The organism is Mesorhizobium sp. WSM3879 (assembly GCF_002294915.1).
Classification (GTDB): domain Bacteria; phylum Pseudomonadota; class Alphaproteobacteria; order Rhizobiales; family Rhizobiaceae; genus Mesorhizobium.
Map to the genome: position 1 here is coordinate 685,908 of NZ_NSFZ01000001.1, position 21,947 is coordinate 707,854.

General features: G+C 63.9%; 22 protein-coding genes. 11 read left to right on the top strand and 11 right to left on the bottom strand.

Features of this window, described 5'->3' with window-relative positions:
• Positions 1-182: 182 nt before the first annotated feature.
• Genes CK218_RS03300 through CK218_RS03315 form a run of 4 tightly spaced genes read left to right on the top strand, consistent with a single transcriptional unit; the run spans position 183 to position 4,001 of the window.
• Positions 183-1,070: a sugar phosphate isomerase/epimerase gene (locus CK218_RS03300; protein WP_066989944.1), complete on the top strand. Its 888-nt coding sequence runs from the start codon at positions 183-185 to the stop codon at positions 1,068-1,070.
• Between the two features lie 59 nt (positions 1,071-1,129).
• A complete protein-coding gene (locus CK218_RS03305) occupies positions 1,130-2,299 on the top strand; it encodes a mandelate racemase/muconate lactonizing enzyme family protein (protein ID WP_095826813.1) in 1,170 nt (389 codons plus the stop codon).
• Positions 2,300-2,301: 2 nt separating this feature from the next.
• A complete protein-coding gene (locus tag CK218_RS03310; protein ID WP_067318961.1) occupies positions 2,302-3,018 on the top strand; it encodes a FadR/GntR family transcriptional regulator in 717 nt (238 codons plus the stop codon).
• A gap of 5 nt (positions 3,019-3,023) precedes the next feature.
• On the top strand, positions 3,024-4,001 hold the full coding sequence (locus tag CK218_RS03315; RefSeq protein ID WP_095826814.1) for a hydroxyacid dehydrogenase: 978 nt from the start codon (positions 3,024-3,026) through the stop codon (positions 3,999-4,001).
• Between the two features lie 19 nt (positions 4,002-4,020).
• On the opposite strand, the gene CK218_RS03320 is transcribed toward CK218_RS03315, so the two are convergent.
• Positions 4,021-5,316, bottom strand: coding sequence for an amidase (locus tag CK218_RS03320; protein ID WP_095826815.1), 1,296 nt, complete (start codon positions 5,314-5,316; stop codon positions 4,021-4,023).
• Positions 5,317-5,429: 113 nt separating this feature from the next.
• Here CK218_RS03320 and CK218_RS03325 point away from each other — a divergent pair, with 113 nt between their 5' ends.
• Positions 5,430-5,777 carry a GFA family protein gene (locus CK218_RS03325; protein WP_095826816.1) on the top strand — a complete coding sequence of 116 codons (348 nt, stop codon included), beginning with the start codon at positions 5,430-5,432 and terminating at the stop codon, positions 5,775-5,777.
• A gap of 59 nt (positions 5,778-5,836) precedes the next feature.
• Here the strand turns inward: CK218_RS03325 and CK218_RS03330 are convergent, their stop codons facing one another.
• On the bottom strand, positions 5,837-7,051 hold the full coding sequence (locus CK218_RS03330) for an MFS transporter (protein ID WP_095783570.1): 1,215 nt from the start codon (positions 7,049-7,051) through the stop codon (positions 5,837-5,839).
• A gap of 138 nt (positions 7,052-7,189) precedes the next feature.
• Between CK218_RS03330 and CK218_RS03335 the strand changes: the two genes are divergently transcribed.
• Both CK218_RS03335 and CK218_RS03340 read left to right on the top strand, forming a co-directional pair.
• Positions 7,190-8,158 (top strand): AraC family transcriptional regulator, encoded by a 969-nt coding sequence (locus tag CK218_RS03335; RefSeq protein WP_095826817.1) that lies wholly within the window; start codon positions 7,190-7,192, stop codon positions 8,156-8,158.
• Positions 8,159-8,268: 110 nt separating this feature from the next.
• Positions 8,269-8,700: a DUF4437 domain-containing protein gene (locus CK218_RS03340; RefSeq protein ID WP_095826818.1), complete on the top strand. Its 432-nt coding sequence runs from the start codon at positions 8,269-8,271 to the stop codon at positions 8,698-8,700.
• Positions 8,701-8,733: 33 nt separating this feature from the next.
• Here the strand turns inward: CK218_RS03340 and CK218_RS03345 are convergent, their stop codons facing one another.
• The 7 genes from CK218_RS03345 to CK218_RS03375 all read right to left on the bottom strand — a co-directional run bounded on the left by CK218_RS03345 (position 8,734) and on the right by CK218_RS03375 (position 15,444).
• Complete coding sequence (locus tag CK218_RS03345) at positions 8,734-9,837, bottom strand: ABC transporter ATP-binding protein (RefSeq protein ID WP_095826819.1); 1,104 nt, start codon at positions 9,835-9,837, stop codon at positions 8,734-8,736.
• Entirely contained in the window at positions 9,837-10,940 is a 1,104-nt protein-coding gene (locus CK218_RS03350; RefSeq protein ID WP_095826820.1) for an ABC transporter ATP-binding protein, read from the bottom strand. The genes CK218_RS03345 and CK218_RS03350 overlap by 1 nt, the downstream gene beginning before the upstream one ends.
• On the bottom strand, positions 10,937-11,158 hold the full coding sequence (locus tag CK218_RS03355) for a hypothetical protein (protein WP_066989971.1): 222 nt from the start codon (positions 11,156-11,158) through the stop codon (positions 10,937-10,939). The genes CK218_RS03350 and CK218_RS03355 overlap by 4 nt, the downstream gene beginning before the upstream one ends.
• Positions 11,155-12,111: a carbohydrate ABC transporter permease gene (locus CK218_RS03360; protein ID WP_066989974.1), complete on the bottom strand. Its 957-nt coding sequence runs from the start codon at positions 12,109-12,111 to the stop codon at positions 11,155-11,157. Before CK218_RS03360 ends, CK218_RS03355 begins: the two co-directional genes overlap by 4 nt.
• A gap of 1 nt (position 12,112) precedes the next feature.
• A complete protein-coding gene (locus CK218_RS03365; protein WP_095780122.1) occupies positions 12,113-13,018 on the bottom strand; it encodes a sugar ABC transporter permease in 906 nt (301 codons plus the stop codon).
• A 67-nt stretch (positions 13,019-13,085) separates the two neighbouring features.
• On the bottom strand, positions 13,086-14,402 hold the full coding sequence (locus CK218_RS03370) for an extracellular solute-binding protein (RefSeq protein WP_095826821.1): 1,317 nt from the start codon (positions 14,400-14,402) through the stop codon (positions 13,086-13,088).
• 352 nt (positions 14,403-14,754) lie between these two features.
• Positions 14,755-15,444, bottom strand: a complete 690-nt coding sequence (locus CK218_RS03375) for a TetR/AcrR family transcriptional regulator (RefSeq protein WP_095826822.1) — start codon at positions 15,442-15,444, stop codon at positions 14,755-14,757.
• Positions 15,445-15,562: 118 nt separating this feature from the next.
• Between CK218_RS03375 and CK218_RS03380 the strand changes: the two genes are divergently transcribed.
• From CK218_RS03380 to CK218_RS03390, 3 genes are read left to right on the top strand one after another with little or no spacing between them, the layout of a single operon-like run.
• On the top strand, positions 15,563-16,759 hold the full coding sequence (locus CK218_RS03380; protein ID WP_095826823.1) for a Tm-1-like ATP-binding domain-containing protein: 1,197 nt from the start codon (positions 15,563-15,565) through the stop codon (positions 16,757-16,759).
• Positions 16,760-16,771: 12 nt separating this feature from the next.
• Positions 16,772-17,635 (top strand): phosphoenolpyruvate hydrolase family protein, encoded by an 864-nt coding sequence (locus CK218_RS03385; protein ID WP_067318991.1) that lies wholly within the window; start codon positions 16,772-16,774, stop codon positions 17,633-17,635.
• Between the two features lie 4 nt (positions 17,636-17,639).
• A complete protein-coding gene (locus CK218_RS03390; RefSeq protein WP_067318993.1) occupies positions 17,640-18,062 on the top strand; it encodes a cupin domain-containing protein in 423 nt (140 codons plus the stop codon).
• 140 nt (positions 18,063-18,202) lie between these two features.
• On the opposite strand, the gene CK218_RS03395 is transcribed toward CK218_RS03390, so the two are convergent.
• Complete coding sequence (locus CK218_RS03395) at positions 18,203-18,610, bottom strand: nuclear transport factor 2 family protein (RefSeq protein WP_067318995.1); 408 nt, start codon at positions 18,608-18,610, stop codon at positions 18,203-18,205.
• Between the two features lie 183 nt (positions 18,611-18,793).
• Complete coding sequence (locus CK218_RS03400) at positions 18,794-19,984, bottom strand: Xaa-Pro peptidase family protein (RefSeq protein ID WP_095826883.1); 1,191 nt, start codon at positions 19,982-19,984, stop codon at positions 18,794-18,796.
• A gap of 342 nt (positions 19,985-20,326) precedes the next feature.
• Here CK218_RS03400 and CK218_RS03405 point away from each other — a divergent pair, with 342 nt between their 5' ends.
• Positions 20,327-21,937, top strand: coding sequence for an ABC transporter substrate-binding protein (locus CK218_RS03405; protein ID WP_095826824.1), 1,611 nt, complete (start codon positions 20,327-20,329; stop codon positions 21,935-21,937).
• Positions 21,938-21,947: the final 10 nt, after the last annotated feature.

Below are 21,947 nucleotides of genomic sequence, written 5' to 3' on the forward strand. Positions count from 1 at the left end.
TGAGCCCAATAGGCGGTCTCCTTGCCGTTACTGTGAATTTGCTGTAGAGGTTCTGTCAGGCCCAATTGGTCGAACCAGTTTCGAGAAAAAAGCACTGGAACGCCGTGGGGAGGAGATCATGCGACGGGCTCGGTGGAGAACGCCGCGAAAAACGTGACAGGGGAATTCTGGGAGGATAGACCATGCATCTTTCGACGCACAACTGGATGCGGGCGGAGCCGCTGGAGGTGACGCTGAAGCGCATCAAGAAGTTCGGCTATGAGTCGATCGAGATTTCCGGCGAGCCCGAGCAGTACAAGACCAAGGAAACGCGCGCGCTCCTGAAGGAGCACGGCATACGTTGCTGGGGCTCGGTGACGCTGATGCTGGGCGAACGCAACCTTGCCGCCAAGAACCAGGGCCAGCGCGAGCGATCGGTGCAATATGTCAAGGACGTGCTGACCATGGTGAGCGAGCTTGACGGCGAGATCATCACGCTGGTTCCCGCCACCGTCGGCAAGGTGGTGCCCGACGGCACCGAGGCGGAAGAGTGGGGCTGGGTGGTGGACGCCACGCGCGAATGCTTCGCGCATGCCAAGAAGGTCGGCGTCAAGATCGCCGTCGAGCCGCTCAACCGCTTCGAGACCTACCTCTTCAATCGTGGTGCCCAGGCGCTCGCGCTCGCGGATGCGGTGAGCCCGGAATGCGGCGTCTGCCTCGACGCTTACCACATCCATATGGAGGAATTTAACGTCTATGACGCCATCCGCCAGGTCGGCAAGCGCCTCTACGACTTCCATGTCGCCGACAACAACCGCTTTGCCGCGGGTCTCGGCCAGATCGACTGGCCGAAGATCGTGGGCACGCTGAAGGAGATCGGCTATGACGGCGCGCTGACCAACGAGTTCGTCGCGCCGGTCGACCGCACGCCGGCCGCCCCTTATCCGGAGATGGTGGAGCGCAACCCGGTCGACATCTCGCCCGAGCAGCTCAAATTCATCCAGGATCACGGCTCCAGCGTGCTCACCGAGAAGTTCTACACCGATCAGATGCGCATCACCGCCGAAACGCTGCTGCCGCTGATCAAGTAGACGGTCCGATTGGAGCTTAGCCCTACCGTCCTCGCTGGGCGGCGGGTCCGGGGATCAAGATGCGTATAAAAAGCGTCCAGGCCTGGTGGGTTCGCATACCGATCGAAGTCGCAAAGCAGCATCGCAGCGACTTCGGTCAGGTGACGACGTTCGACGCCGCCATCCTGCGCGTCGAGACCGATGACGGCCTGGTCGGCTGGGGCGAGGGCAAGAACGCCGCCGGCAGCGCCGGCAGCTATGGCGCGCTGGTCCACATGCTGAACCACGAAATTGCGCCGCAGCTCATCGGCCGCGATCCGGCCGATATCGGTATCATCTGGGAGATGCTCTACAACGGCGTGCGACACCACACGGCGGCCCATGCCGGCCATGCCATGCCCCAGCTGGCGCGGCGCGGCATGAGCGTGGCGGCGATCAGCGCCGTCGACATCGCGCTTTGGGACATTCTCGGCAAGTCGCTGGGGCAGCCGGTCTGGCGGCTGCTCGGCGGCCGCAAGGTCGAGCGCATGCAGGCCTATGCCTCGGGCGGCTGGGCGCCAGCCGATACCATCGGCGACCAGCTCAAGTCCTATATCGCTAAAGGCGGCTTCAAGGCGCTGAAGATGCGCATCGGCGCCATGGACGGCGCGCCCCAGATCTCGGCCGCGCGCGTCCGCGCCGCCAGGGAAGCGATCGGCCCTGATGTCGAACTTATGGTGGACGCGCACGGCACCTACACCGTCGCCGAGGCCAAGCGCTTCATCAGCCTCACCGCCGATCTCGATCTGGCCTGGTTCGAGGAGCCAGTGATCGCCGACGACAAGCCCGGCATGGCCGAGGTGCGCGCGTCCGGTTCGACCCCGATCGCCACCGGCGAGAGCGAGGCGACCCGCTATGCCTTTCGCGATCTGGCCGTGCTGAAATCGGCCGACATCTTCCAGCCTGATCCCGCCTTCTGCGGCGGCATCAGCGAGGCGATGAAGATCGGCACCATAGCCAGCGCCTTCAACCTGCGCTTCGCGCCGCATCTGTGGGCCGGCGCGCCCTGCTTCTTCGCCGGACTGCATGTCTGCGCGGCTTCCCCCGCGACCTTCATCGTCGAGTATTCGCTCGGCGCCAATCCGATGATCCACGATCTCGTCGAGGAGACTGTCGAAGCAAAGGACGGTATGATAGCGATCCCTGAAAAGCCCGGATTGGGTTTCACCGTTTCGGAGCGATTCCTGGAGGCGCACGCGCTACGCATTTGACGATGAAAGAAAAGAACCTTCTTGCGGAACTCGCCGCCTATCTGTTCTCCAACTCGGACAAGGAGTCGGGCCGCACGCCGTCGGAGCGCGAGCTGGCGGAGCATTTCGCCGTCAGCCGCGGCCAGATCCGCGAGGCGCTTGCCATCCTCGAAGCGATGCGCATCGTCGAGCGCCGCGCCAAGTCCGGCATCTATATCGATACCAAGCAGGCGAGCGTGGAAGCGTTAGCGCTTTTCGCCCGCGCGGGCCTGCCGCTCGATCCGGTGCAGATCTACGAGACCGTCGAGCTGCGCAAGATCCACGAGATCAAGGCGGCCGAGCTTGCCTGCTCACGCGCCACCGAGGAGAATTTCGAGCGGCTGCGCGAGATCCTGAAGGCTTCCGAGGAGCGCATCGCCGCCGGCGAAGGCCTCGCCAAGGAAGACCGCGAGTTCCACCTCGAGATCGTGCGAGCGACCAAGAACGGCGTCTTTCACAACATCTGCAGCGTCTACTACCTGATGGGCGAGCAGCGCCTGCCGATCTATTTCAACGATCTGGAGCGCAGCATGCGCTCGCATGCCGAACACATCCAGATCTACGAGGCGCTGTTGCGCCGCGACGGCAACCTCGCCCAGGCGCTGATGAGTGCGCACCTGCAAGGCGCCGAGAGCTACTGGAAGGGGATCATCGAAGGTCGCTGGACCGAGCCGAAAAGCGCGGCGCTCGAAAGGGCCTGAGCTTCATGCGCAAGATCCTGTCGACGCACCCGCTACATCCGCGCGCGACAAGCATGCTGGCGGGAGCCGGCCGGCTGGTCGTCGCCTCCGCGCTCGATGCAAAAACACTGGCTGCCGAGGCGAAAGACGCAGACATCGTCATCGTCCGAGCGCCGCTGCCGCCGGAGCTGTTCGCAGGCGCGTCCCTGTTGCGCGCCGCGATCCGCCATGGCGCGGGACTGGACATGATCCCGGTCGAGGCGGCCACCGCCGCCGGCGTGCTGGTGGCGAACGTGCCGGCCGTCAATGCCCGCTCGGTGGCCGAACATGTAATGTTCACGGCGCTGGCGCTGCTCAGGCGCTTCCGCATGATGGATCGCGTCCTGCGCGCCAGGGGCTGGCTCGCCGGGCGCGAGCATGCCAATTCGACCAGCGAGCTCGCCGGCAAGACGATCGGCATCGTCGGCCTTGGCGCCGTCGGCCAGGCCGTCGGCCACATCGCCGCGCACGGCTTCGACCTCAATGTCGTGGCGACGACGCGTAGCCTGCGGCCGGCGCCCGAGCGCGTCGGCTTCCTGTCGATCGACGCGCTGGTCGAGCAGAGCGACATCATCGTGCTCTGCTGCCCGCTGACCGAGGAGACCCGCGGCCTGATCAGCCGCGAGCGCATCGCCCGCATGAAGCCCAATGCGCTGTTGATCAATGTCTCGCGCGGGCCGGTGGTCGATGACGAGGCGCTGATCGAAGCCCTGCGAAGTGGCCGCATCGGCGGTGCGGCGCTCGACGTCTTTGCGACCCAGCCGCTGCCGCCGAGCCATCCCTATTTCAGCTTCGACAACGTCATCATCACTCCGCATATGGCCGGCATCACCGAGGAATCGATGATGCGCATGGGCGTCGGCGCGGCGAACGAGGCCTTGCTGGTGCTTGCCGACAAGCTGCCGGTCAACCTGCGGAATCCGGAAGTGATCGAGCGTTACCGTCGGCGCTTTCCTGCCCCCTGACTGCGTCCCTGTCACGACGTTAACCGCTCAGCAAAGCCTCCACCGCGGCAGCAATTCCGAGCAGACGTCGGTCGTGCCCATGCCTCGCCACCAGCATCAGCCCAGCCGGCAGCTTCGTGCCCGGCATCGGCAGCGAGATTGCACAGAGATCGAACTGGTTGGCGACCTGCGTGTTGCGCAGGAGCAAGCCTTCCGTCCTGCCGCGTAGCGCTTCGTCGCCGGCCATCGCCGCGATCGACGGCGCGACCATCGGCACGGTCGGCAGAGCAAGCGCGTCGACCGCTTGCAGCCGTTCCGCCATGGCCGCGACCAGTTCCGCCCGGCGGCGGATTGTCCTGATATAGGCGGAAGCGGGAACCGTCAGCGCGCGCGACAAAGGCCCGCTGACATGTGGGTCCACGGGCACCGAGGCGCCGGTCGCCAGCCAGTCGGCATGCACCTCCGCACCCTCCATCGACGCGATCGAGGCGCGCACGGTCGCCGCGCGCATCCCGCCGATAAGGTCATCGATCGACAGATCGGCGACGCGTGCGCCTGCCCGCTCCATTTGGCCGGTGCAGGCCTCAAAGGCCGCGGCGACCTCCGCTAGCGTGTCGTCGAACAGCCGGCCGCGCGGAACGCCGATGCGCAGACCGGCGAGCGGGATCGGCTGGAGGGGAACCGGCTCCTCCCCCGCCATGATCGCGTCGGCAACCGCGCAATCAGCGACGCTGCGGGCGAGCGGACCGATCGAATCCAGTGTCGCCGACAAGGGAAACGCGCCGTCCAAGGACACGCGCCGGGCCGTCGGCTTGAAGCCGACGACGCCGTTGAGCGAGGCCGGAATGCGCACCGAGCCGCCCGTGTCCGAGCCGATCGAGATCTGGCTGCTGCCTTCGCCCACCGCAACGCCGGCGCCGGATGAAGAACCGCCCGGGATCAGGCTGGCATCCGCCGCATTGCCCGGCGTGCCGTAGTGCAGGTTGTCGCCGATCGCGGTGAAGGCGAATTCGGTCATGTTGGTCTTGCCGAGGATGACCGCGCCCGCCTGGCGCAGCCGGCGCACGATCGCCGCGTCCTGCGCGGCGGGCTGAGCACCGGCGAACATCTCCGAGCCTGCCCGGGTCGGCTCGCCGGCGACATCGAACAGATCCTTGATCGACACGACCACGCCATCGAGCGGCCCGAGGCAGACGCCGGCTCTTTGCCGCGCGTCGGCTGCATCCGCTGCGGCGAGCGCCGCCTGCGCATAGAGCTTGACGTAGACCTTTTCGTCAGCCGCGCGATTGGCAAGACGTGACAGGATGATTTCGAGACGGTCGCGCACGGATTGCATGTCGATGTCGGACTCCGCAAGGATGCAACGTCTTTTAAGGCAGCCGATTTGGCTAGCGGATGGATAACCCGGCAAGGGTGCCTTTGCACCTGCCAGCGATAGGAAAGAGACTGATGCTGTACAAAGGCAGTTGCCACTGCGGCAAGGTGGCTTTCGAGGTCGCAGGCGAGCTCGGCCGCGCCGTGCGCTGCAACTGTTCGATCTGCGCGCGCAAGGGGGCGCTGCTTTGGGCCGTGCCGCACGCCAGCATGCGCCTGGTTGCCTGGGGCGACGACCTCGGCAAATACACCTTCGGCAAGGGCTTGATCGCGCATCGCTTCTGCCGGACTTGCGGCATCCATCCCTTCGCCGAGGATGTCAGTCAAGGCAGCGAGCGCAGCGCCTACATCAACATCAATTGCCTCGACGGCATCGATCACGCCGCCATCGAGGTATTCGAGTTCGACGGCCGCTCGGCTTAGTCCAGACTGCATCGCTCTGCCGACAAGCCGGCCGTACCGGCTGGCTTGTCGGCCCAAGGTTAATCAACCTGTTTCGGCCCGACGGCGAAAGTCACCAGCGCCGCGAGCAGCGTTGCCATGGCACCGTAGCCGAATGCGCTGGCGACGCCGGCATGATCGACCAGCAGGCCGCCGAAGACTGCGCCCAGCGCGATCGCCACCTGGAACGTCGCGACCATCAGGCCGCCGGCGCTCTCGGCCTGGTCGGGAGCGGCGCGCACCAGCCAAGTCTGCAGCCCGACCGGCACCGCGCCGAAGGCAAAGCCCCATGCTGCAACTGCGATCGCTGCAATCACCGGTGAAGCGCCGATGGTGAGCATGGCAAGCGCCGACAGCGCGATCAGCAGCGGCGCCAATCCGACCGCAAGCTTCAGATTGCGCTCGGCCAGGAAGGCGCCGGCGAAATTGCCGAAGAAGCCGCCGATGCCATAGGCGAGCAGCACCAGCGAGATGGTCTCGATCGGCATGACCGGCACCGTCTCCAGGAATGGCCGCACATAGGTGAAGCCGGCAAACTGTCCCGAGGCGACGAGCAGCACGACCAGCAGGGCGATGCGGATCGTCCGCCGCTTCAGTACCTCGATCAGCGTGCGAAAGCTCGCCACGGCCGTCGGCGGCAGGCTGGGGATGGTGGCAAGCTGTACGAGCAGCGTCAGCGCGCCGACGACCGCCGCGATCATGAAGGCCGTGCGCCAGCCCCAGATGTCGCCGACATAGGCGCCGACCGGCGCCGCGGTGACGGTCGCCACCGATACGCCGGTCAGGATGATCGACATGGCGCGCGGCATCAGCCGCATCGGCACCAGCCGCATCGCCATGGCGGCCGACATCGACCAGAAGCCGCCCAGCGCGACGCCCAGGACCACGCGGGCCAGAAGCAGCATCGTGAGCGAGGAGGCGAAGGCGGCAAGCAGGTTGGAGACGATCAGAAGCACGGTGAGCAGCCACATGACCAGCCTGCGGTCCAGCCGCTTGGTGACGATGGCCATCGTGGGTGCTGCGATCGCGCCGACGACGGCCGTCGCCGTCACGGCCTGGCCGGCGGCGCCTTCGCTGACGCCGAGATCCTGCGCCAGCCGCGTCAGCAGGCTGGCGGGCAGAAATTCGGCTGTCACCAAGCCAAACACGCCGAGCGCCAGCGAGACCACCGCGCCCCATACAGGCTCGCTTCGCTCCTCGGCTTCGGTTCTATCGAGAACGGCGGCATCGATGACGCCTGTGGCGGGTTCGGTCATGGGAAAATCTCCGATCTGTTTTGCGGCGCCATTTGGAAGACCGCCAGTTCGGGATCCACCCGTTACAGGCCTGGCGCGCGACGCTGCATCGCAACATAGGGAGTGACCGGCTGGAGTTTCCATGTTAGAAACGCCGAAATGAATTACAATTCGTCCAAAACCACATTCCCGGCGTCCGGCGATCCGCTGACCGACATGCTGCGCGGATTGCGGCTCGACGGCGTCGACTATGGCCGCTGCGTGCTGGGCGAACCGTGGGCCGTTTCCTTCCCCGCGCAGAAGGCGGCGCGGTTCCATTTCATCGGCCAACAGGGCTGCTGGCTGTTCTCACCGGCCAAGGAATGGATCGAGCTCTCGGTCGGCGACGCGCTCCTAATCCCGCGTGGCGACGAGCATGTGCTGGCGAGCGCGCCGGGCGTTCCGCCCGTGCCGATCGGCCGCTACACGATCGAGCCGGTCTGCGAGAACATCTATGACGTCTCCAACGGCTGCGACGGCTGCAAGACCTTGCTGTTTTGCGGCAGCATGCATTTCAATCTCGACGGCTCGCATCCGCTGCTCGACATGATGCCCGACCTGATGCAGGCGCATAAGCTGATGGCGAACGCCCCGGGCATCCAGCATCTGCTCGATGCGATGGCCGGCGAGGTGACGATGGACCGGGTCGGCTCCGGCGGCATTCTCGCCCGCTTGGCTGACGTGCTCGCCGCCACAATCATCCGCTCCTGGGTAGAGAACGGCTGCGGCGACGCGACCGGATGGATCGCCGCGGTGCGCAATCCTGACGTCGGCAAGGTGCTCGCCGCTATTCATCTGCAGCCCGACCGCGATTGGACGGTCGGGGGCCTGGCCCGATTGATGGGCGCGTCTCGCTCCGCCTTCGCGCAGCGCTTCGCCACCGTGGTCGGCGAGACGCCGGCCAAATATGTGCTGCGCGTGCGCATGCATCAGGCACGGCAATGGCTCGCCCGCGACGGGCTGCGGGTGTCTGTCGTGGCGGCGAAACTGGCCTACGATTCGGAAGCTTCCTTCAGCCGCGCCTTCAAGCGGGTGATGGGTGTCGCGCCGAGCCATCTGCGCAACGGCGGCGGCGGCGAGCAATCCTGACAGCCGGCGTTCAGGTCGCTACCAGGCTGGAGGAATTGCCAAGTCTTTTGGACGACGCGTCATTCTTCACCGACAGGGATTGCCTAAGCTGACCGCAGGAGGAACCGCTCATGGCTAATCAACTCGCAGCGCTTGCGCTCGCCGCGCTCACCATCTCTCCGGGGCAGGCATTCGGACTCGAAGACAGCTATTTGCCGGCCGACAAGATCCCTTATGTCGTTGAAGCGCCGGACCAGCCGCAGCGCCTCGGCCCGCTATGGGGCTCGCGGACCGAGGGCGCGGCCGGCACGCTGCTCAAAGTTCCCGGGAACTGGCGCGCACCGGTCCACGCGCACACCGCCGACTATCGCGCCGTGGTCATCAAGGGGCTCTGGGCGCATTGGCAGATCCAAGGCGGCGAGGCGACCAGGGTCGAGTTGCCGCCGGGCTCCTACTGGACCCAGAAAGCCAACGAGATGCATGACGATGCCTGCCTGTCCGACACCGAATGCGTGATCCTGCTGATCAACGACACGCCCTACGAGACCTATCTGCCAAAGTAAGTGCAAGCCGACAGCATTCGGCCGGTCCGCCCGCTATCCGGCGTGCCGCAAGCTGACGCCGGTGCCCTTATCGAACAGCACCACTTTGTCCGCGTTCCAGGCAAAGCGGACCGGCTGTTCGATCTCGACACTGGTCCTCGCCGGCACCGTGGCGCGCAGCATCGTGTCGCCGACCCTCAGCGTCACAATCTTTTCGACGCCGTGGTTCTCGACATCGTGGACGCGGGCCTCGACCGGCGCGCCGCCTTCCAGGTAGACGTCCTCCGGACGGATGCCGAAGACGAGCGGGCGACCGTCGGTCGCGCCCCCCGTCTTTAGCCCCCAAGAAGCCCTGGCCCCCCCGCCAACCGGCAATTCGAAACTCATCGGCGCCATCACCGCGCGGTCGTCGACCAGCGTGCCGTCGATGAGGTTCATCGGCGGCGAGCCGACGAAGCTTGCGACATAGGTATCGCGCGGATTGTTGTAGATCTCCTGCGGCGTGCCGGTCTGAACGATGCGGCCATGGTTCAGCACGCCGACCTTGTCGCCCATCGACATCGCTTCGATCTGGTCGTGGGTGACGAACAGGAAGGTGGCACCGAGCTGCATCTGCAGGTTCTTCAATTCCGTGCGCAGCGCCTCGCGTAGCTTGGCGTCGAGCGCCGACAGCGGCTCGTCCATCAGGAACACGCGTGGTTTGCGCACGATCGCGCGGCCGATCGAGACTCGCTGCATCTCGCCACCGGAGAGCCGGTCGGTCTTGCGGTCGAGCAGGTGCTCGATGCGCAGCGTGCGGGCGGCGCGCGCGACGCGGTCCTTGATCTCGGCATCCGGCAGCCGGCGGATCTTTGGCTTCAGCGGAAACTCGAGATTCTGCCGCACCGTGTAGCGCGGATAGAGCGAATATTGCTGCAGCACCAAGGCCACGTCGCGCTCGGCCGCGCTCCAGTCGGCGACGTCGACGCCGTCGATGAAGACCTGGCCCTCGGTCGGTTTCTCGAGGCCGGCGATCATCCGGAGCGTCGTCGTCTTGCCGGCGCCGGTTTCGCCCAAAAGCACGAAGAACTCGCCATCGGCGATATTGAGGTTGAGACCCGTCAGCGCGGTATGGCCGCCGAACTTCTTGGTGATGTTCTTCAGTTCGATATGGGCCATTACAGCCTTACTCCCAGCGACTTGCCGCTTGCCGTGTCGAAGAAATGCGCCTGCTCGGGGTCGATGCGGGCATGAACCTTCTCGCCCGGACCCGACACGTAGCCGGCCTTGGTGCGGGCGCGCAGCATCTTGGAGCCGACCTTGAGGTCGACAATGTCGAAGGAGCCGAGCGGCTCGATGATCTGCGCTTCGACCGGCACGTAGCCGGGAGCGGCATCATGCCGGACGAGCACGCCTTCCGGACGGATGCCGAGCGTCAAGCCACCATTGGAATGCCCGTTGAGCCTGGAGAGGAGCTCGCGCGGGAACTCGAAACCCGTCGGCGCACCGCCGACGCTGACGGAGGCGGCGCCGGCCTGATCGGCGACGCTCGCCTCGGCGATGTTCATCACCGGGCTGCCGACGAATTGCGCCACGAACAGGTTTGCCGGATGCGAGTAGACCTCGTCCGGCGTGCCGACCTGCTGGATGAAGCCCTCGTGCATGATGACGATGCGGTCGGCCAGACTCATCGCCTCGATCTGGTCGTGGGTGACATAAATCGTGGTCGATCCCTGCTTGATGTGCAGCCGCTTGATCTCGGCCCGCATTTCCTCGCGCAGCTTGGCGTCCAGCGCGCCGATCGGCTCATCCATCAGCATCGCCTTCGGCCGCCGCACCAGCGCGCGGCCGATCGCCACGCGTTGCATGTCGCCGCCCGAAAGCGCAGACGGCCGCTTGTCGAGCAGGTCGGTGATCCGCAACACCCTTGCGATTTCGCGCACCGAGGTGTCGACTTCACTGCTGCTCATCCGCGTGGCCCGCAACGGAAAGGCGATGTTCTCGAACACCGTCATATGCGGATAGAGCGAGAAGGACTGGAACACCATGGCGATGTCGCGGTCTGCAGCTTTCAGATGCTGCACCGCCTGGCCGTCGATCAGGATGTCGCCCTTATCGATCGTCTCGAGCCCGGCAATCGCGCGCAACGTCGTCGTCTTGCCGCAGCCCGACTGTCCAAGCAGCACGATGAACTCGTTGTCGGCGATGGCGAGGTTCAGATTATGGATGACCTGGACCGCACCAAAGAATTTCTCGATGCCGCGAAGTTCGATCTGCGTCACTGCCCGGCCCCCTCATGCGTCACGGCGCCGGTTTCCTCTCTCTGCTCCGGTGCGATTTTCGACGTGATGTTGAAGCCGATCAGCCCGATCAGGATGATCGTCACCCCATAGGAATGCAGGCTGAGGCTCCATGGCTGGCAGAGCGCGACGATGCCGAGCACCATGAGGATCTGCGATGCCGGCAAAAGGTACTTCTCGTTGACGGCGCGAAAACTCATTTGCGGATCGCTCCGAAAGTCACGCCGCGAAGCAGGTGGTTGCGCAGCAGGAAGGTGAAGATCGCAACCGGCAGCAGGAACAGGAACGTGCCCGCCGCGATCGTGGTCCAGTCCGGCAGGCCGGAGCCGATCTGCGATGGGATGAAGGGCGGCGCCGTCTGGGCGCGCCGGTTGGTCATGATCAGCGCGAAAGCGTACTCGTTCCAGGCGGTGATGAAGCAGAACACGGCGGTGGCGGCGATGCCGGTTGCGGCCTCGGGCAGAACGATCTTGAAGAAGGCCTGCATGCGCGTATAGCCGTCGACAAGTGCTGCCTCCTCATACTCTTTCGGGATCTCATCCATGAAGCCCTTCATCAGCCAGACCGAGAAGGAAAGGTTGAAGGCGACGTAGAGGATGATCAGGCCGATATGGGAGTCGTTGAGGCCAACTGCCCGGTACATCAGGAACATCGGAATGGCGACGACCACCGGCGGCAGCATGCGCGTCGACAGGATGAAGAACAGAAGGTCCGCCTCGCCGGCGATCTTGAAGCGCGAGAAGCCGTAGGCGGTGAAGGTTCCCATGCCGACGGCGAGAACGGTGCTGACCACCGCCACGATCAGGCTGTTCATGAACCGGTCGGGATATTGCGAAAGCTGCACGTCCTTGCCGACCTTCAGCACCCGCTCGCCGCCGTCGTAGATGCGCTTTTCCCACCAGGGCGCGGCTTCGTAGACTTGCGGGTCGACGGTCTTCTGCATCTGCACGCGCTTGGTGAAGAGCCGCACGAACGGCGTCACCTCGGGCTCGAACAGCACGGTTGGCGGCACGCTGACGGCGAGCTCCTTCGGCTTGAATGCCGTCGAGGCGATCCAATAGATCGGTGCGAGGAAGACCAGCGTGGCGATCAGCACCGCGGCGATGGCGACACGGTTGAGCGCGACCTCGGAAGAAGTGCGGACAGCGGCCATCTCAACGCTCCTTCACCTTGTTGAGATACTTCACGTAGAGGTTGGTGATGGCCAGCACCATGATCAGCACGATGTAGGCGAGCGCGCAGGATTTGCCGGTGTCCCACTGCTGGAAGGCCTGCTTGTAGAGCCGGATCGCGATCAGCTCGGCGGTCGGCTGGGTCGTCATCGTGTAGGCGATGTCGAAGGTCTTGAAGGCTTCCATGGTGCGGAAGATCAGCGCGATCAAAAGGATCGGCGAGACCAGCGGCAACGTGATGCGGGTGAAGGTGTACCACCAGCTGGCGCGGTCGATCGCGGCGGCTTCGTAGAGGTGCTGCGGCACCGCCGACAGGCCGGCGAGCGACAGCAGCATGACGAAGGGCGACCACATCCAGATGTCGGTGATCGCGACGGCGTAGAGCGCGCTGTCGGGATTGGAGAGCCAGGCGAAGTCGCCGAGGCCGAAGACGTAATTGATCGGGCCCCAGGACGGGCTGTAGAGCAGCTGCCAGAACAGGCCGACGACCGCCGCCGACATCATCATCGGCAGCAACAGCAAGGTCGTGATCAGGCCCTTCATCGGAAAGCTGCGGTTGAGCAGAAGCGCGAGGCCGAAGCCGACGATCATCTGCCCGGCCACCGACACGATCACATATTTCGCGGTGATGACGAAGTTCGACCAGATGTGATCGTCGCTGAGCAGCTCGCGGTAATTCTGCAGGCCGACGAACTGCCAGGGCTCGCTGCGGTTCGCGGCGAAGTTGGTGAAGGAATAGCCGAGCGAATAGATCAGCGGAAAAATGTTGAAGACGATCAGGAAAACCAGCGTCGGGATGATGAACATGTTGCGGATGGTCAGATCCGACCAGCCTCGCGCGGCGGCCCTGGATGCTGGATCAAGATTGGTAAGGGCTACCGAAGCCAACGGTCGTTCTCCCTGAAAACAGGAATGCCGGAGGGGAAACCCTCCTCCGGCATTCTGACTGTGACGCCTACTTGTAGCGGTTGTATTTGGTGAACGTCGCCTTCCAGTCGGCGGCGGTCTTGTCGAGCGCTTCCTGGGCGGTGCCCTTGCCGCCGACTACGAACGGATAGATGTTCTGGTTCAGCTGATCGAGCACTTCGGCATATTCAGGCGTTGCCCAGAAGTCCTTGACCATGAACATCGTGTCGTAGAAGGCCTTGTTATACGGCGTAGCGTTCTGGAAGGCCTCCGACTTCAGCACGGCCTGGCTGCAGGTATAGCCGCCGAGCTCGGCCCACTTCTTCTGGGTCTCGTCCTTGATGAACCACTCAAGGAATTTCATCGCCTCGTCCTTGTTCTTCGAGTACGAGACGACGGAGATGCCCTGGCCGCCGAGAGCGGCGAAGCGCTTGCCGTCCGGACCGGCCGGGTTGGCGAAGAAGCCGGTCACGTCGGCATAGGGGTTGGTGGCCTTGTTCACCAGCGGCGGGAAGAAGGCGAAGAAGTTCATGCTCATCGCGGCGAGCCCGCCGGTGATCGCCTGGTTGTCTTCCACGAAGAACGTCTTGCCCCAGCCGGGAGGCGTGAACTTGTAGAGTTCCTTGTACATTTCGAGGCCGGCGACGGCCTCCTTGGAATTGGTGATGCCGTCGACCTTGTAGGTCGCATAGTCGCCGAGATCGCCGCCATAGCTGAAGATCGCGCTTTCGACGCCCATCGCCATCGCGTCATACGAGTTGTCGGTGTAGATCGCGACGCCGTAGCGCTTCTGGTCCGGACGATGGAAGAACTCGGCGATGTCGCGCAGCTGCGCATAGGTCTTCGGAACATCGAGGTCGTAGCCGTACTTCGCCTTGAAGGCTTCCTTCTCCTTCGGCTCCTCGAACCAGTCCTTGCGGTAAGACCAGCCGATCGCATCGCCTTCCAGCGGGATCGCCCAGTACTTGCCGGAACCGCCCGGGTACTCGGCATAATATTTGATGGTCGCGGGCGCCATCACATCGCCAAGCTTATGCTTGTTGAAGAAGTCGGTCAGATCCACATAGTGGCCCTGCGTCGAGCCGGCGCCCAGCCATTGCGAGTCGCCGACCACCATGTCGTAGGCGTCGCCATGCGCGTTGAACTCGGTGAAGGCCTTGGTCTGGAAATCAGGCCACGGCGTGGTCTGCACCGTGACTTTCACGCCCGTCTCGGCCGTGTAGTCGTTGACGAGTTCCTGCAGATAGTTCGCCGGATCCCATTCCGCCCAGAAGATGGTGAGTTCCTTGTCTTGCGCGCGGACGGATGTCCCGCAGGCAAGCGCCAGCCCGATACCAGCGATCACGCTGGTCACTATCTTGCGCATAGTTTTCCTCCCTTGTGCGCCTTCTACCTTGTCATGCGGGCCGGCATAGCGGTCGGCCCTGGCAGTTCCTCCTGTGACGGCATTTTCCGGTTCGGGCCTCCTCGCCCGGCCGGAAAAATCGATCGCAACCTTCACCTTCGCTCCGCTTTACGCGTCCTGATCTGGTATTACCAATTCAAGAGGGACGTCAAGTTCTTTCTTGTGCAGTCCAAAACGGCTCCACAAGCCGCTCAAAGCGATATCTCTCTGTTTTCTATAATTTTTCCTACTCTTCGATATGCGGAGACCTTGTCTCCTGCGATGTATTGCAGTCATTGTTGTTGACATCCTCTCCAATCTGGTCGAACCAGATTCAGGGCATGTCTATTTCAGCTGATGCAGAACCTCCAGTCGCCTTCGCTCCTGATTCCGCCACCGCCGCGCGCACCAGCGCGCCCGCCGCCCACTCGGCGACCGCCATCATGTCACGGCTGTCCAGCCCCCACATATCCTTCAGCACGATCAGCACTTCGACACCGAACATCATCGACAGCGCCTGGGCAAGACGCTTGAACTGGCGTGGCTTGAGTTGACCCTTGAGCGGAGCGATCGCGTCCTTCAGGAGGTAGACCCGATGGCCGCGCTTGAAAGCCGGTTCGGCGCCTAGCGTGCCAGCCTGCTGTCTCGCCCACTGGTCGAGCGAAAGCTTGAGCGCCGCCTTGAACGTCGCCTCGAAAGCCTCGATGCGCGGCATGGCGGAGGCGAAGAGTTCGGCGACCCGCTGTTCCGGATCTTGCGAATTCGATTTCCAGGTCAGGATCGGTCCGAGCCCCTCGTCGACGACCGCCTGCACCAGCGCGGCCTGGCTCGGAAAGTAGCGATAGGCGGTCGCGCGCGACACTTCCGCAGCCTCTGCAACCTCGCTGACCGAAGGCGTCACGCCGGACTGCATCAGCCGCGTCGCCGTTTCCAGCATCAGCCGCCTGGTACGGGCGCGGGCCCCCTTCCCGGCTCTCAGCTGCTCGGCGTCATCGGAAGCGGCTTGTTGACGTGAGACATCCATATCAATACGATACGCGCGTCTCAAAAAATTGCAATGGCCGGACCAAGCGCCGGGCCCGAAGCGGCAGGCCGCACCGCCGAGCAGGCCGGCTAACCGAGGAGACGACGGGGAAAGGCGAATGAAGCGTATCTATGTGGTCGGCACCGCCGACACCAAGGGTGAGGAGCTTGCCTTCCTGGCCGACGCCGTCGCCGCCGGCGGCGGCTCGGTCGTCCGCGTCGATATCGGCACACGCGGCGCGACCGTCCCGGTGGATGTCGCGGCAAGCGAGGTCGCCGCGCATCATCCCGATGGAGCCGGCGCCGTGCTCGGCACTGACGACCGCGGACTCGCCGTTGCCGGCATGGGTGTCGCCTTTATCCGCTTCATCCAATCGCGCGACGACGTCGCCGGCGTGATCGGCATTGGCGGCGGCGGCGGCACATCGATTGTCACCGCCGGGATGCGCGCGCTACCGCTCGGTCTACCGAAGATCATGGTCTCGACGCTGGCCTCCGGCGACACCGCGCCTTATGTCGATGTCTCCGACATCGTCATGATGCCGTCGGTAACCGACATGGCCGGCCTCAATCGTCTGTCGCGCGTCGTGCTGCACAACGCCGCCCAGGCGATCGCCGGCATGGCGGCGAGGCCGGCCCCGTCAACTGCCGGCAAGCCTGCCCTCGGCTTGACCATGTTCGGCGTCACCACGCCCTGTGTCACGGCAATCGTCGAGCGCTTGCGCGCCGACTATGACTGCATGGTCTTCCACGCCACCGGCACAGGTGGCCGCTCGATGGAGAAGCTTGCCGATAGCGGCCTGCTCGCCGGCGTCCTTGACATCACTACAACCGAGGTCTGCGATCTGCTGTTCGGCGGCGTGCTGCCGGCGACGGAGGACCGCTTCGGCGCCATTGCTCGCACGAGACTGCCCTATGTCGGCTCGGTCGGCGCGCTCGACATGGTGAACTTCTGGGCGGCGCCGACCATCCCCGACAAATATCGCGGGCGGCTGTTCTATGAGCATAATCCGAATGTCACGCTGATGCGCACTACCGCCGAGGAGAGCCGCCGGATCGGCGAATGGATCGGCGGCCGCCTCGCCCGTTGCGACGGCCCGGTGCGCTTCCTGATCCCGGAAAAAGGCGTGTCGGCGCTCGATGTCGAAGGCGGCGCCTTCTTCGATCCGCAAGCCGATGCGGCGCTGTTCGAGGCCATCGAGCACACCATCAAGCCGACCGGGAACCGTATCGTGACGCGCCTGCCGCTGCACATCAACGATCCTGCATTCGCCAAGGCCGCGGCCGAGGCTTTCCTCGACATCGCCAAGAAGTGAGATCCCACAAACATGGCCGCCATCCCGCGCAAAACCATACTGGAAAGGTTCCGCAAGATGATCGCCGATGGCGTTCCGATCGTCGGCGGCGGTGCCGGTACCGGCCTGTCGGCCAAGGCCGAGGAAGCCGGCGGCATCGATCTCATCATCATCTACAATTCCGGCCGTTACCGCATGGCCGGGCGCGGCTCGGCCGCCGGCCTGCTCGCCTATGGCAATGCCAACGAGATCGTCAAGGAAATGGCCTATGAGGTGCTGCCGGTGGTAAAGAAGACGCCGGTGCTGGCCGGCGTCAACGGAACCGACCCCTTCGTCATCATGCCGCTGTTTCTCGCCGAACTGAAGACGATGGGCTTTTCCGGCGTGCAGAATTTTCCGACCATCGGCCTCTTCGACGGCACCATGCGGCAGAGTTTCGAGGAGACCGGCATGGGTTTTAGCCTCGAGGTCGACATGATCGCCGAGGCGCACAAGCTCGACCTGCTCACCACGCCTTACGTCTTCAACCCCGACGAGGCGCGCGCCATGACCAAGGCGGGCGCCGACGTGGTCGTAGCCCATATGGGCGTGACGACAGGCGGCTCGATCGGCGCGACCTCGGCGAAGTCGCTGGATGCCTGCGTCGAGGAGATCGACGCCATTGCCGACGCCGCGCGCTCGGTGCGCAAGGACGTCATCCTGCTTTGCCATGGCGGGCCGATCTCCATGCCCCATGACGCGCGCTACATCCTCGAGCGCTGCGAAGGACTGCACGGCTTCTACGGCGCAAGCTCGATGGAACGGCTGCCGGCCGAGGCGGCGATCGCCAGGCAGACGGCGGATTTCAAGGCAGCGGCAATCGGCAAAGCGAAAATGCCAGCAACTAGCAAGGGATGAGGCAATGGCCGACAAGAGCAAGGTGTTCGTTTATCCGAAGGAGGTCAGCGCCTTCGGCTTCGACTGGGGCAAGCTGGCCCTCACGGTCGCGCCGGAAGTGAACGGCGCGGAGCGCTTCTCCGGCGGCGTCGTCGACCTGCCGCCCGGCAAGGGGCACACCCGCCACAACCACCCGGGCGCGGAGGAGATCATCTTCGTGATCTCCGGCCATGGCGAACAGATGGTCGAGGACGAGAAGGGCAATCCGGTGGTCGCCAAGGTCGGTCCCGGCTGCACCGTCTATGTGCCGGAAAGCCGCTTCCACTCGACGCTCAACACGGGCGATCAGCCGATGCAGCTTTTCGTCGTCTATTCGCCGGCCGGCCCCGAGCTGGCGCTGCGTGACCTGCCGGATTTCAAGCTGCTGCCGCGAGAGGCAAGCAATTGATGGCAAATCGCTTGCGGGCGTTATTCGCCCACCGGTTTGCTTGGCAATCACCTTTCGAGGTATGTACGGGGCCCAGCGAACAGGTGTGCGGAGGCATCGCGAACAGTCTCGTGCGAGTTGCCGCGAATAGCACCTCCAGGCTAAGCCCAGAATGCATCCCAGGCGTAGAGGTCGTAGAAGTGTTCCCGGCCATCGACTACCTTGCCGGCCCTGATGTCGAAGACGATGCAACAGAGCACATCAAGCTGTTTGCCGTTGCGTTCCCCGGTATTGCGATGGACGCCGACTACACGTCCGTCCTCACTTTCCATGACATGCAGAAGATTCGCCCTGAAGGTGCCAAGGGTTTGCCCGCCATAACGGCCGAACTGGGCAAAAGTGGCCTCACGGCCTTTGTAGTCCCCGGCGATCGGATTCCTTCCCGGGCTGTGCCACGTGCATTTCTCGTCGATGATTTGCGCAAGCGTGTCCATGTCTCCAGAGTTGAAGGCGGCGTAACCCCGCCGAATGAGCTCGGAGTTCTGATTTCTTGATGTTACGTCTGCCATAACTTCCTCCTGCTACCGGCCCGACGTAATCGGTCTGGTAGGAGGCGCCGGGCCACAACTCAAGTAGCAAGATACACCCGGGACGGCGGGCGCGCACGACGAAGCTTGTTTCCCATCAATCCGCAGAAGCCGCCCCGAGGTTTGAACTCGGTCATTCGGAGTGATTGGTTTCCCGAGCGCGCTCTAGGCTACCCCACCCCTGTTCCACCCACGCCCGCGATCGCCGAACATCGCATAGCCTGTATCGGTCACCGCCACGGTATCCTCGAGCTTGATGAAGCCGCGCGTCGGGTGGAGCATGGTGGTCTCGACCGAAAGCACCATGTTCTTTTCCAGCGGCTTGGCCGCATAGGTGCCTTCATAGGTGACCGGATGGTTGGTCATCAAAAACGGCGCTTCATGCGTGATCAGCCCCATGCCGTGAGCGAAGAAATCCGTATAGGCCGCGGCCTTCGAGGCTTTCAGCACGCTCTCGGCATGCGCGATCATGTCGCCGCCGAGCGTGCCGGCTTTGACCTTGGAGAACGCGGCCTGCTGCACCGACTCGATTTCGGACAGCAGATCCTCGAGCTCGGCATCCGGCTCGCCAAGAATACCCATGCGGCAGAGGTCGCCGATATAGCCGTGATAGTTGCCGCCGGAATCGATCGACAGCACCTCGCCCTGCTTCCACGCCTGGCTCGACGCAGCACGGTTGTGGCTGGCACCCAGTGTCAGCAGACAATATTCGAAATGCGCGCCGCGATTGGTCTCCTCGCGCCGTAACTGCTCGATGATGTCGGTCTTGGTCGTGCCCTCGCGCGCCCAGGCGATCGTCGCCAGCATCGAATCGGTGATCAGTTCCGAGGCGATGCGCAGCTTCTCCAGTTCGGCCTCGGTCTTGACGGCGCGCATGCGCTCCAGCATGCCGGTGGCATCGATCAGCTTTGCATCCGGCAAGGCCTTGCGGATCAGCGAGTAAGCGTCCGAGGGCAGGAAAGCAGGCTCGATGCCGATGCGGGCAGCACCCTTGCCGATCTTCTGCAGATGCTCGACGGCAAGGTTGGCGGCGTCGAGCGTGCCCCAGCAGGCCGCATGCAATGTCGGTGTCCAGAACGGATGGTTCTCGTGCTCGCCGCCTTCCATCTTGTTGCCGATATAGGCCGCATGCTCCGGCCCGCCTTTTTCATAGAGGACGATCGGCAGGTAGCGGCTATGGCCGATGGCGTCCATCGCCGCGAAAAAGATGAACTTGTAGCCGCCGAGCAGATATTGCGTGTTGTGCTTGGAGGTGGCGAAAAGCACATCGATGCCGGCCTCCTCCATCAGCCGGTCCACCCGGGCCTGGTCGAACGGGATGCCGCTGGCCTCGGTTTTGCCCGGAGCGATGTTCATCATTCCCTCCCTGATTTCCTCGGCCGCTCAAGCAGTCAAACATCCTGAAACTGCCGTTTGCGGCCAAATCTGCACCATCTTGACCGTTCTGGTCCAGCCAGCGTTGACAGCATCCGCCTGATCCCGCCCTCTCCTACTTGGCCTGAGGCCGCGTACGGCTTAGTCTGGTCCTACCAGATAGTCGCGACCGCAGACCGAATATAACTGGTCCAGCGGACGAAAATTTCAGAGCCAAGCCAGCATGCGCCAAATCCGTCTCTGGCGAAACCTTTCCCAAGGGCCATAATCCCGCTGATTTTGAGGTTGCCCGCGCCGGTCGCGGGTGAAGAGGGGAGCTTGAGGATGTCCGGATTGCCGATTTCACGCCGCGGCCTGCTGGCCGGCTCGGCACTGCTTCTGGCCTCGACCGCGTTGCCGGCCATCGGCCGGGCGCAGACGCCGAAGAAGGGTGGCAGGTTGATCGTGGCCGCCGACTCCGAGCCGCGCAACCTCAATCCGGCTATTGTCGCTTCCAACGGCGTCTTCTTCATCTCCAGCAAGGTGGTCGAGACGCTGGCTGAGGCCTCCTTCGACGGCAAGGACGGGCTTCAGCCGCGCCTTGCGCTTTCCTGGGAAGGCTCGGCCGACGGCCGGTCGGTGACCTTCAAGTTGCGCGACGGCGTCAAATGGCATGACGGCAAGCCCTTCACCTCCGCCGACGTCGCCTTCTCCGCGCTGCAGGTCTGGAAGCCTCTGCAGAATCTCGGCCGCACGGTGTTCAAGGACCTTGAAGCCGTCGACACGCCCGACAAGCTTACGGCCGTGTTCAAATTCGCCAAGCCGACGCCGTTCCAGCTGATCCGCAACGCGCTGCCGGCATTGAGCAGCGTCGTGCCGAAGCACGTCTATGAGATGGGCAAGATCGAGGACAACCCGGCCAACAACGCTCCGGTCGGCACCGGCCCGTTCAAATTCGCCGAATACAAGGCCGGCCAGTACTATCGGCTTGCCCGGAACGATGCCTATTGGGACAAGGACGAGCCCTATCTCGACGAGATCGTCTTCCAGGTGCTGCCCGACCGAACCTCTGCGGCTGCGGCGCTCGAGGCGGAAGAAATCCAGCTCGCCGCCTTCTCCGCCGTGCCGCTCGCCGACCTCGACCGCATCTCAAAGGTGCCGGGTCTGAAGGTCATCACCAAGGGCTATGAGGGGCTGACCTACCAGCTCGTCGTCGAGATCAACCATCGCCGCAAGGAACTGGCGGACCTGAAAGTGCGGCAGGCGATCGCGCATGCCATCGACAAGGATTTCGTCGTCAAGACAATTTTCCTCGGCTACGCCGCGACCGCAACCGGTCCGGTGCCGAAGAACGATCCGCAATTCTACACTGCTGACGTCCCGATCTACCCCTTCGACGTCGCCAAGGCCAACGAGCTGCTCGACGAGGCCGGCTACAAACGGGCCGACGACGGCAAGCGCTTTGCACTGAAGCTGCTGCCGGCGCCCTACTTCAATGAGACCAAGCAGTTCGGCGATTACCTGCGCCAGGCGCTAGCCGTAATCGGCATCGACGCCCAAATCGTCAATAACGACTCGGCCGCCCATATGAAGGCGGTCTATACCGACCATGCCTTCGACCTCGCCGTCGGCCCGCCGGTGTTCCGAGGCGACCCGGCGATCTCGACCACCATCCTGGTGCAGAGCGGCATCCCCGACGGCGTGCCCTTCTCCAACCAGGGTGGCTACAAGAACGCCGACCTGGATGCGCTGATCGCCAAAGCGTCAGAGACGCTCGACACATCCGCCCGCACCGAGCTCTACAAGGAATTCCAGAAAATGGTGGCGGCCGACCTGCCGCTGATCAACGTCGCCGAGTGGAGCTTCATTTCCGTCGCCCGCGACACTGTCGGCAACATCGCCAACAACCCGCGCTGGGCGGTATCGAACTGGGCGGACACCTTTTTGGCGGGTTGATCCGCACTTG

Bases quoted from the DNA above. Each gene is read 5' to 3' on its own strand.
- CK218_RS03335 (WP_095826817.1), top strand. From the start codon at position 7,190: ATGAATTACAATTCGTCCAAAACCACATTCCCGGCGTCCGGCGATCCG.
- CK218_RS03405 (WP_095826824.1), top strand. From the start codon at position 20,327: ATGTCCGGATTGCCGATTTCACGCCGCGGCCTGCTGGCCGGCTCGGCA.
- CK218_RS03320 (WP_095826815.1), bottom strand. From the start codon at position 5,316: ATGCAATCCGTGCGCGACCGTCTCGAAATCATCCTGTCACGTCTTGCC.
- CK218_RS03330 (WP_095783570.1), bottom strand. From the start codon at position 7,051: ATGACCGAACCCGCCACAGGCGTCATCGATGCCGCCGTTCTCGATAGA.
- CK218_RS03395 (WP_067318995.1), bottom strand. From the start codon at position 18,610: ATGGCAGACGTAACATCAAGAAATCAGAACTCCGAGCTCATTCGGCGG.
- CK218_RS03380 (WP_095826823.1), top strand. From the start codon at position 15,563: ATGAAGCGTATCTATGTGGTCGGCACCGCCGACACCAAGGGTGAGGAG.
- CK218_RS03300 (WP_066989944.1), top strand. From the start codon at position 183: ATGCATCTTTCGACGCACAACTGGATGCGGGCGGAGCCGCTGGAGGTG.
- CK218_RS03400 (WP_095826883.1), bottom strand. From the start codon at position 19,984: ATGAACATCGCTCCGGGCAAAACCGAGGCCAGCGGCATCCCGTTCGAC.
- CK218_RS03360 (WP_066989974.1), bottom strand. From the start codon at position 12,111: ATGGCCGCTGTCCGCACTTCTTCCGAGGTCGCGCTCAACCGTGTCGCC.
- CK218_RS03340 (WP_095826818.1), top strand. From the start codon at position 8,269: ATGGCTAATCAACTCGCAGCGCTTGCGCTCGCCGCGCTCACCATCTCT.
- CK218_RS03375 (WP_095826822.1), bottom strand. From the start codon at position 15,444: ATGGATGTCTCACGTCAACAAGCCGCTTCCGATGACGCCGAGCAGCTG.
- CK218_RS03310 (WP_067318961.1), top strand. From the start codon at position 2,302: ATGAAAGAAAAGAACCTTCTTGCGGAACTCGCCGCCTATCTGTTCTCC.
- CK218_RS03305 (WP_095826813.1), top strand. From the start codon at position 1,130: ATGCGTATAAAAAGCGTCCAGGCCTGGTGGGTTCGCATACCGATCGAA.
- CK218_RS03315 (WP_095826814.1), top strand. From the start codon at position 3,024: ATGCGCAAGATCCTGTCGACGCACCCGCTACATCCGCGCGCGACAAGC.
- CK218_RS03325 (WP_095826816.1), top strand. From the start codon at position 5,430: ATGCTGTACAAAGGCAGTTGCCACTGCGGCAAGGTGGCTTTCGAGGTC.
- CK218_RS03370 (WP_095826821.1), bottom strand. From the start codon at position 14,402: ATGCGCAAGATAGTGACCAGCGTGATCGCTGGTATCGGGCTGGCGCTT.
- CK218_RS03385 (WP_067318991.1), top strand. From the start codon at position 16,772: ATGGCCGCCATCCCGCGCAAAACCATACTGGAAAGGTTCCGCAAGATG.
- CK218_RS03355 (WP_066989971.1), bottom strand. From the start codon at position 11,158: ATGAGTTTTCGCGCCGTCAACGAGAAGTACCTTTTGCCGGCATCGCAG.
- CK218_RS03345 (WP_095826819.1), bottom strand. From the start codon at position 9,837: ATGGCCCATATCGAACTGAAGAACATCACCAAGAAGTTCGGCGGCCAT.
- CK218_RS03390 (WP_067318993.1), top strand. From the start codon at position 17,640: ATGGCCGACAAGAGCAAGGTGTTCGTTTATCCGAAGGAGGTCAGCGCC.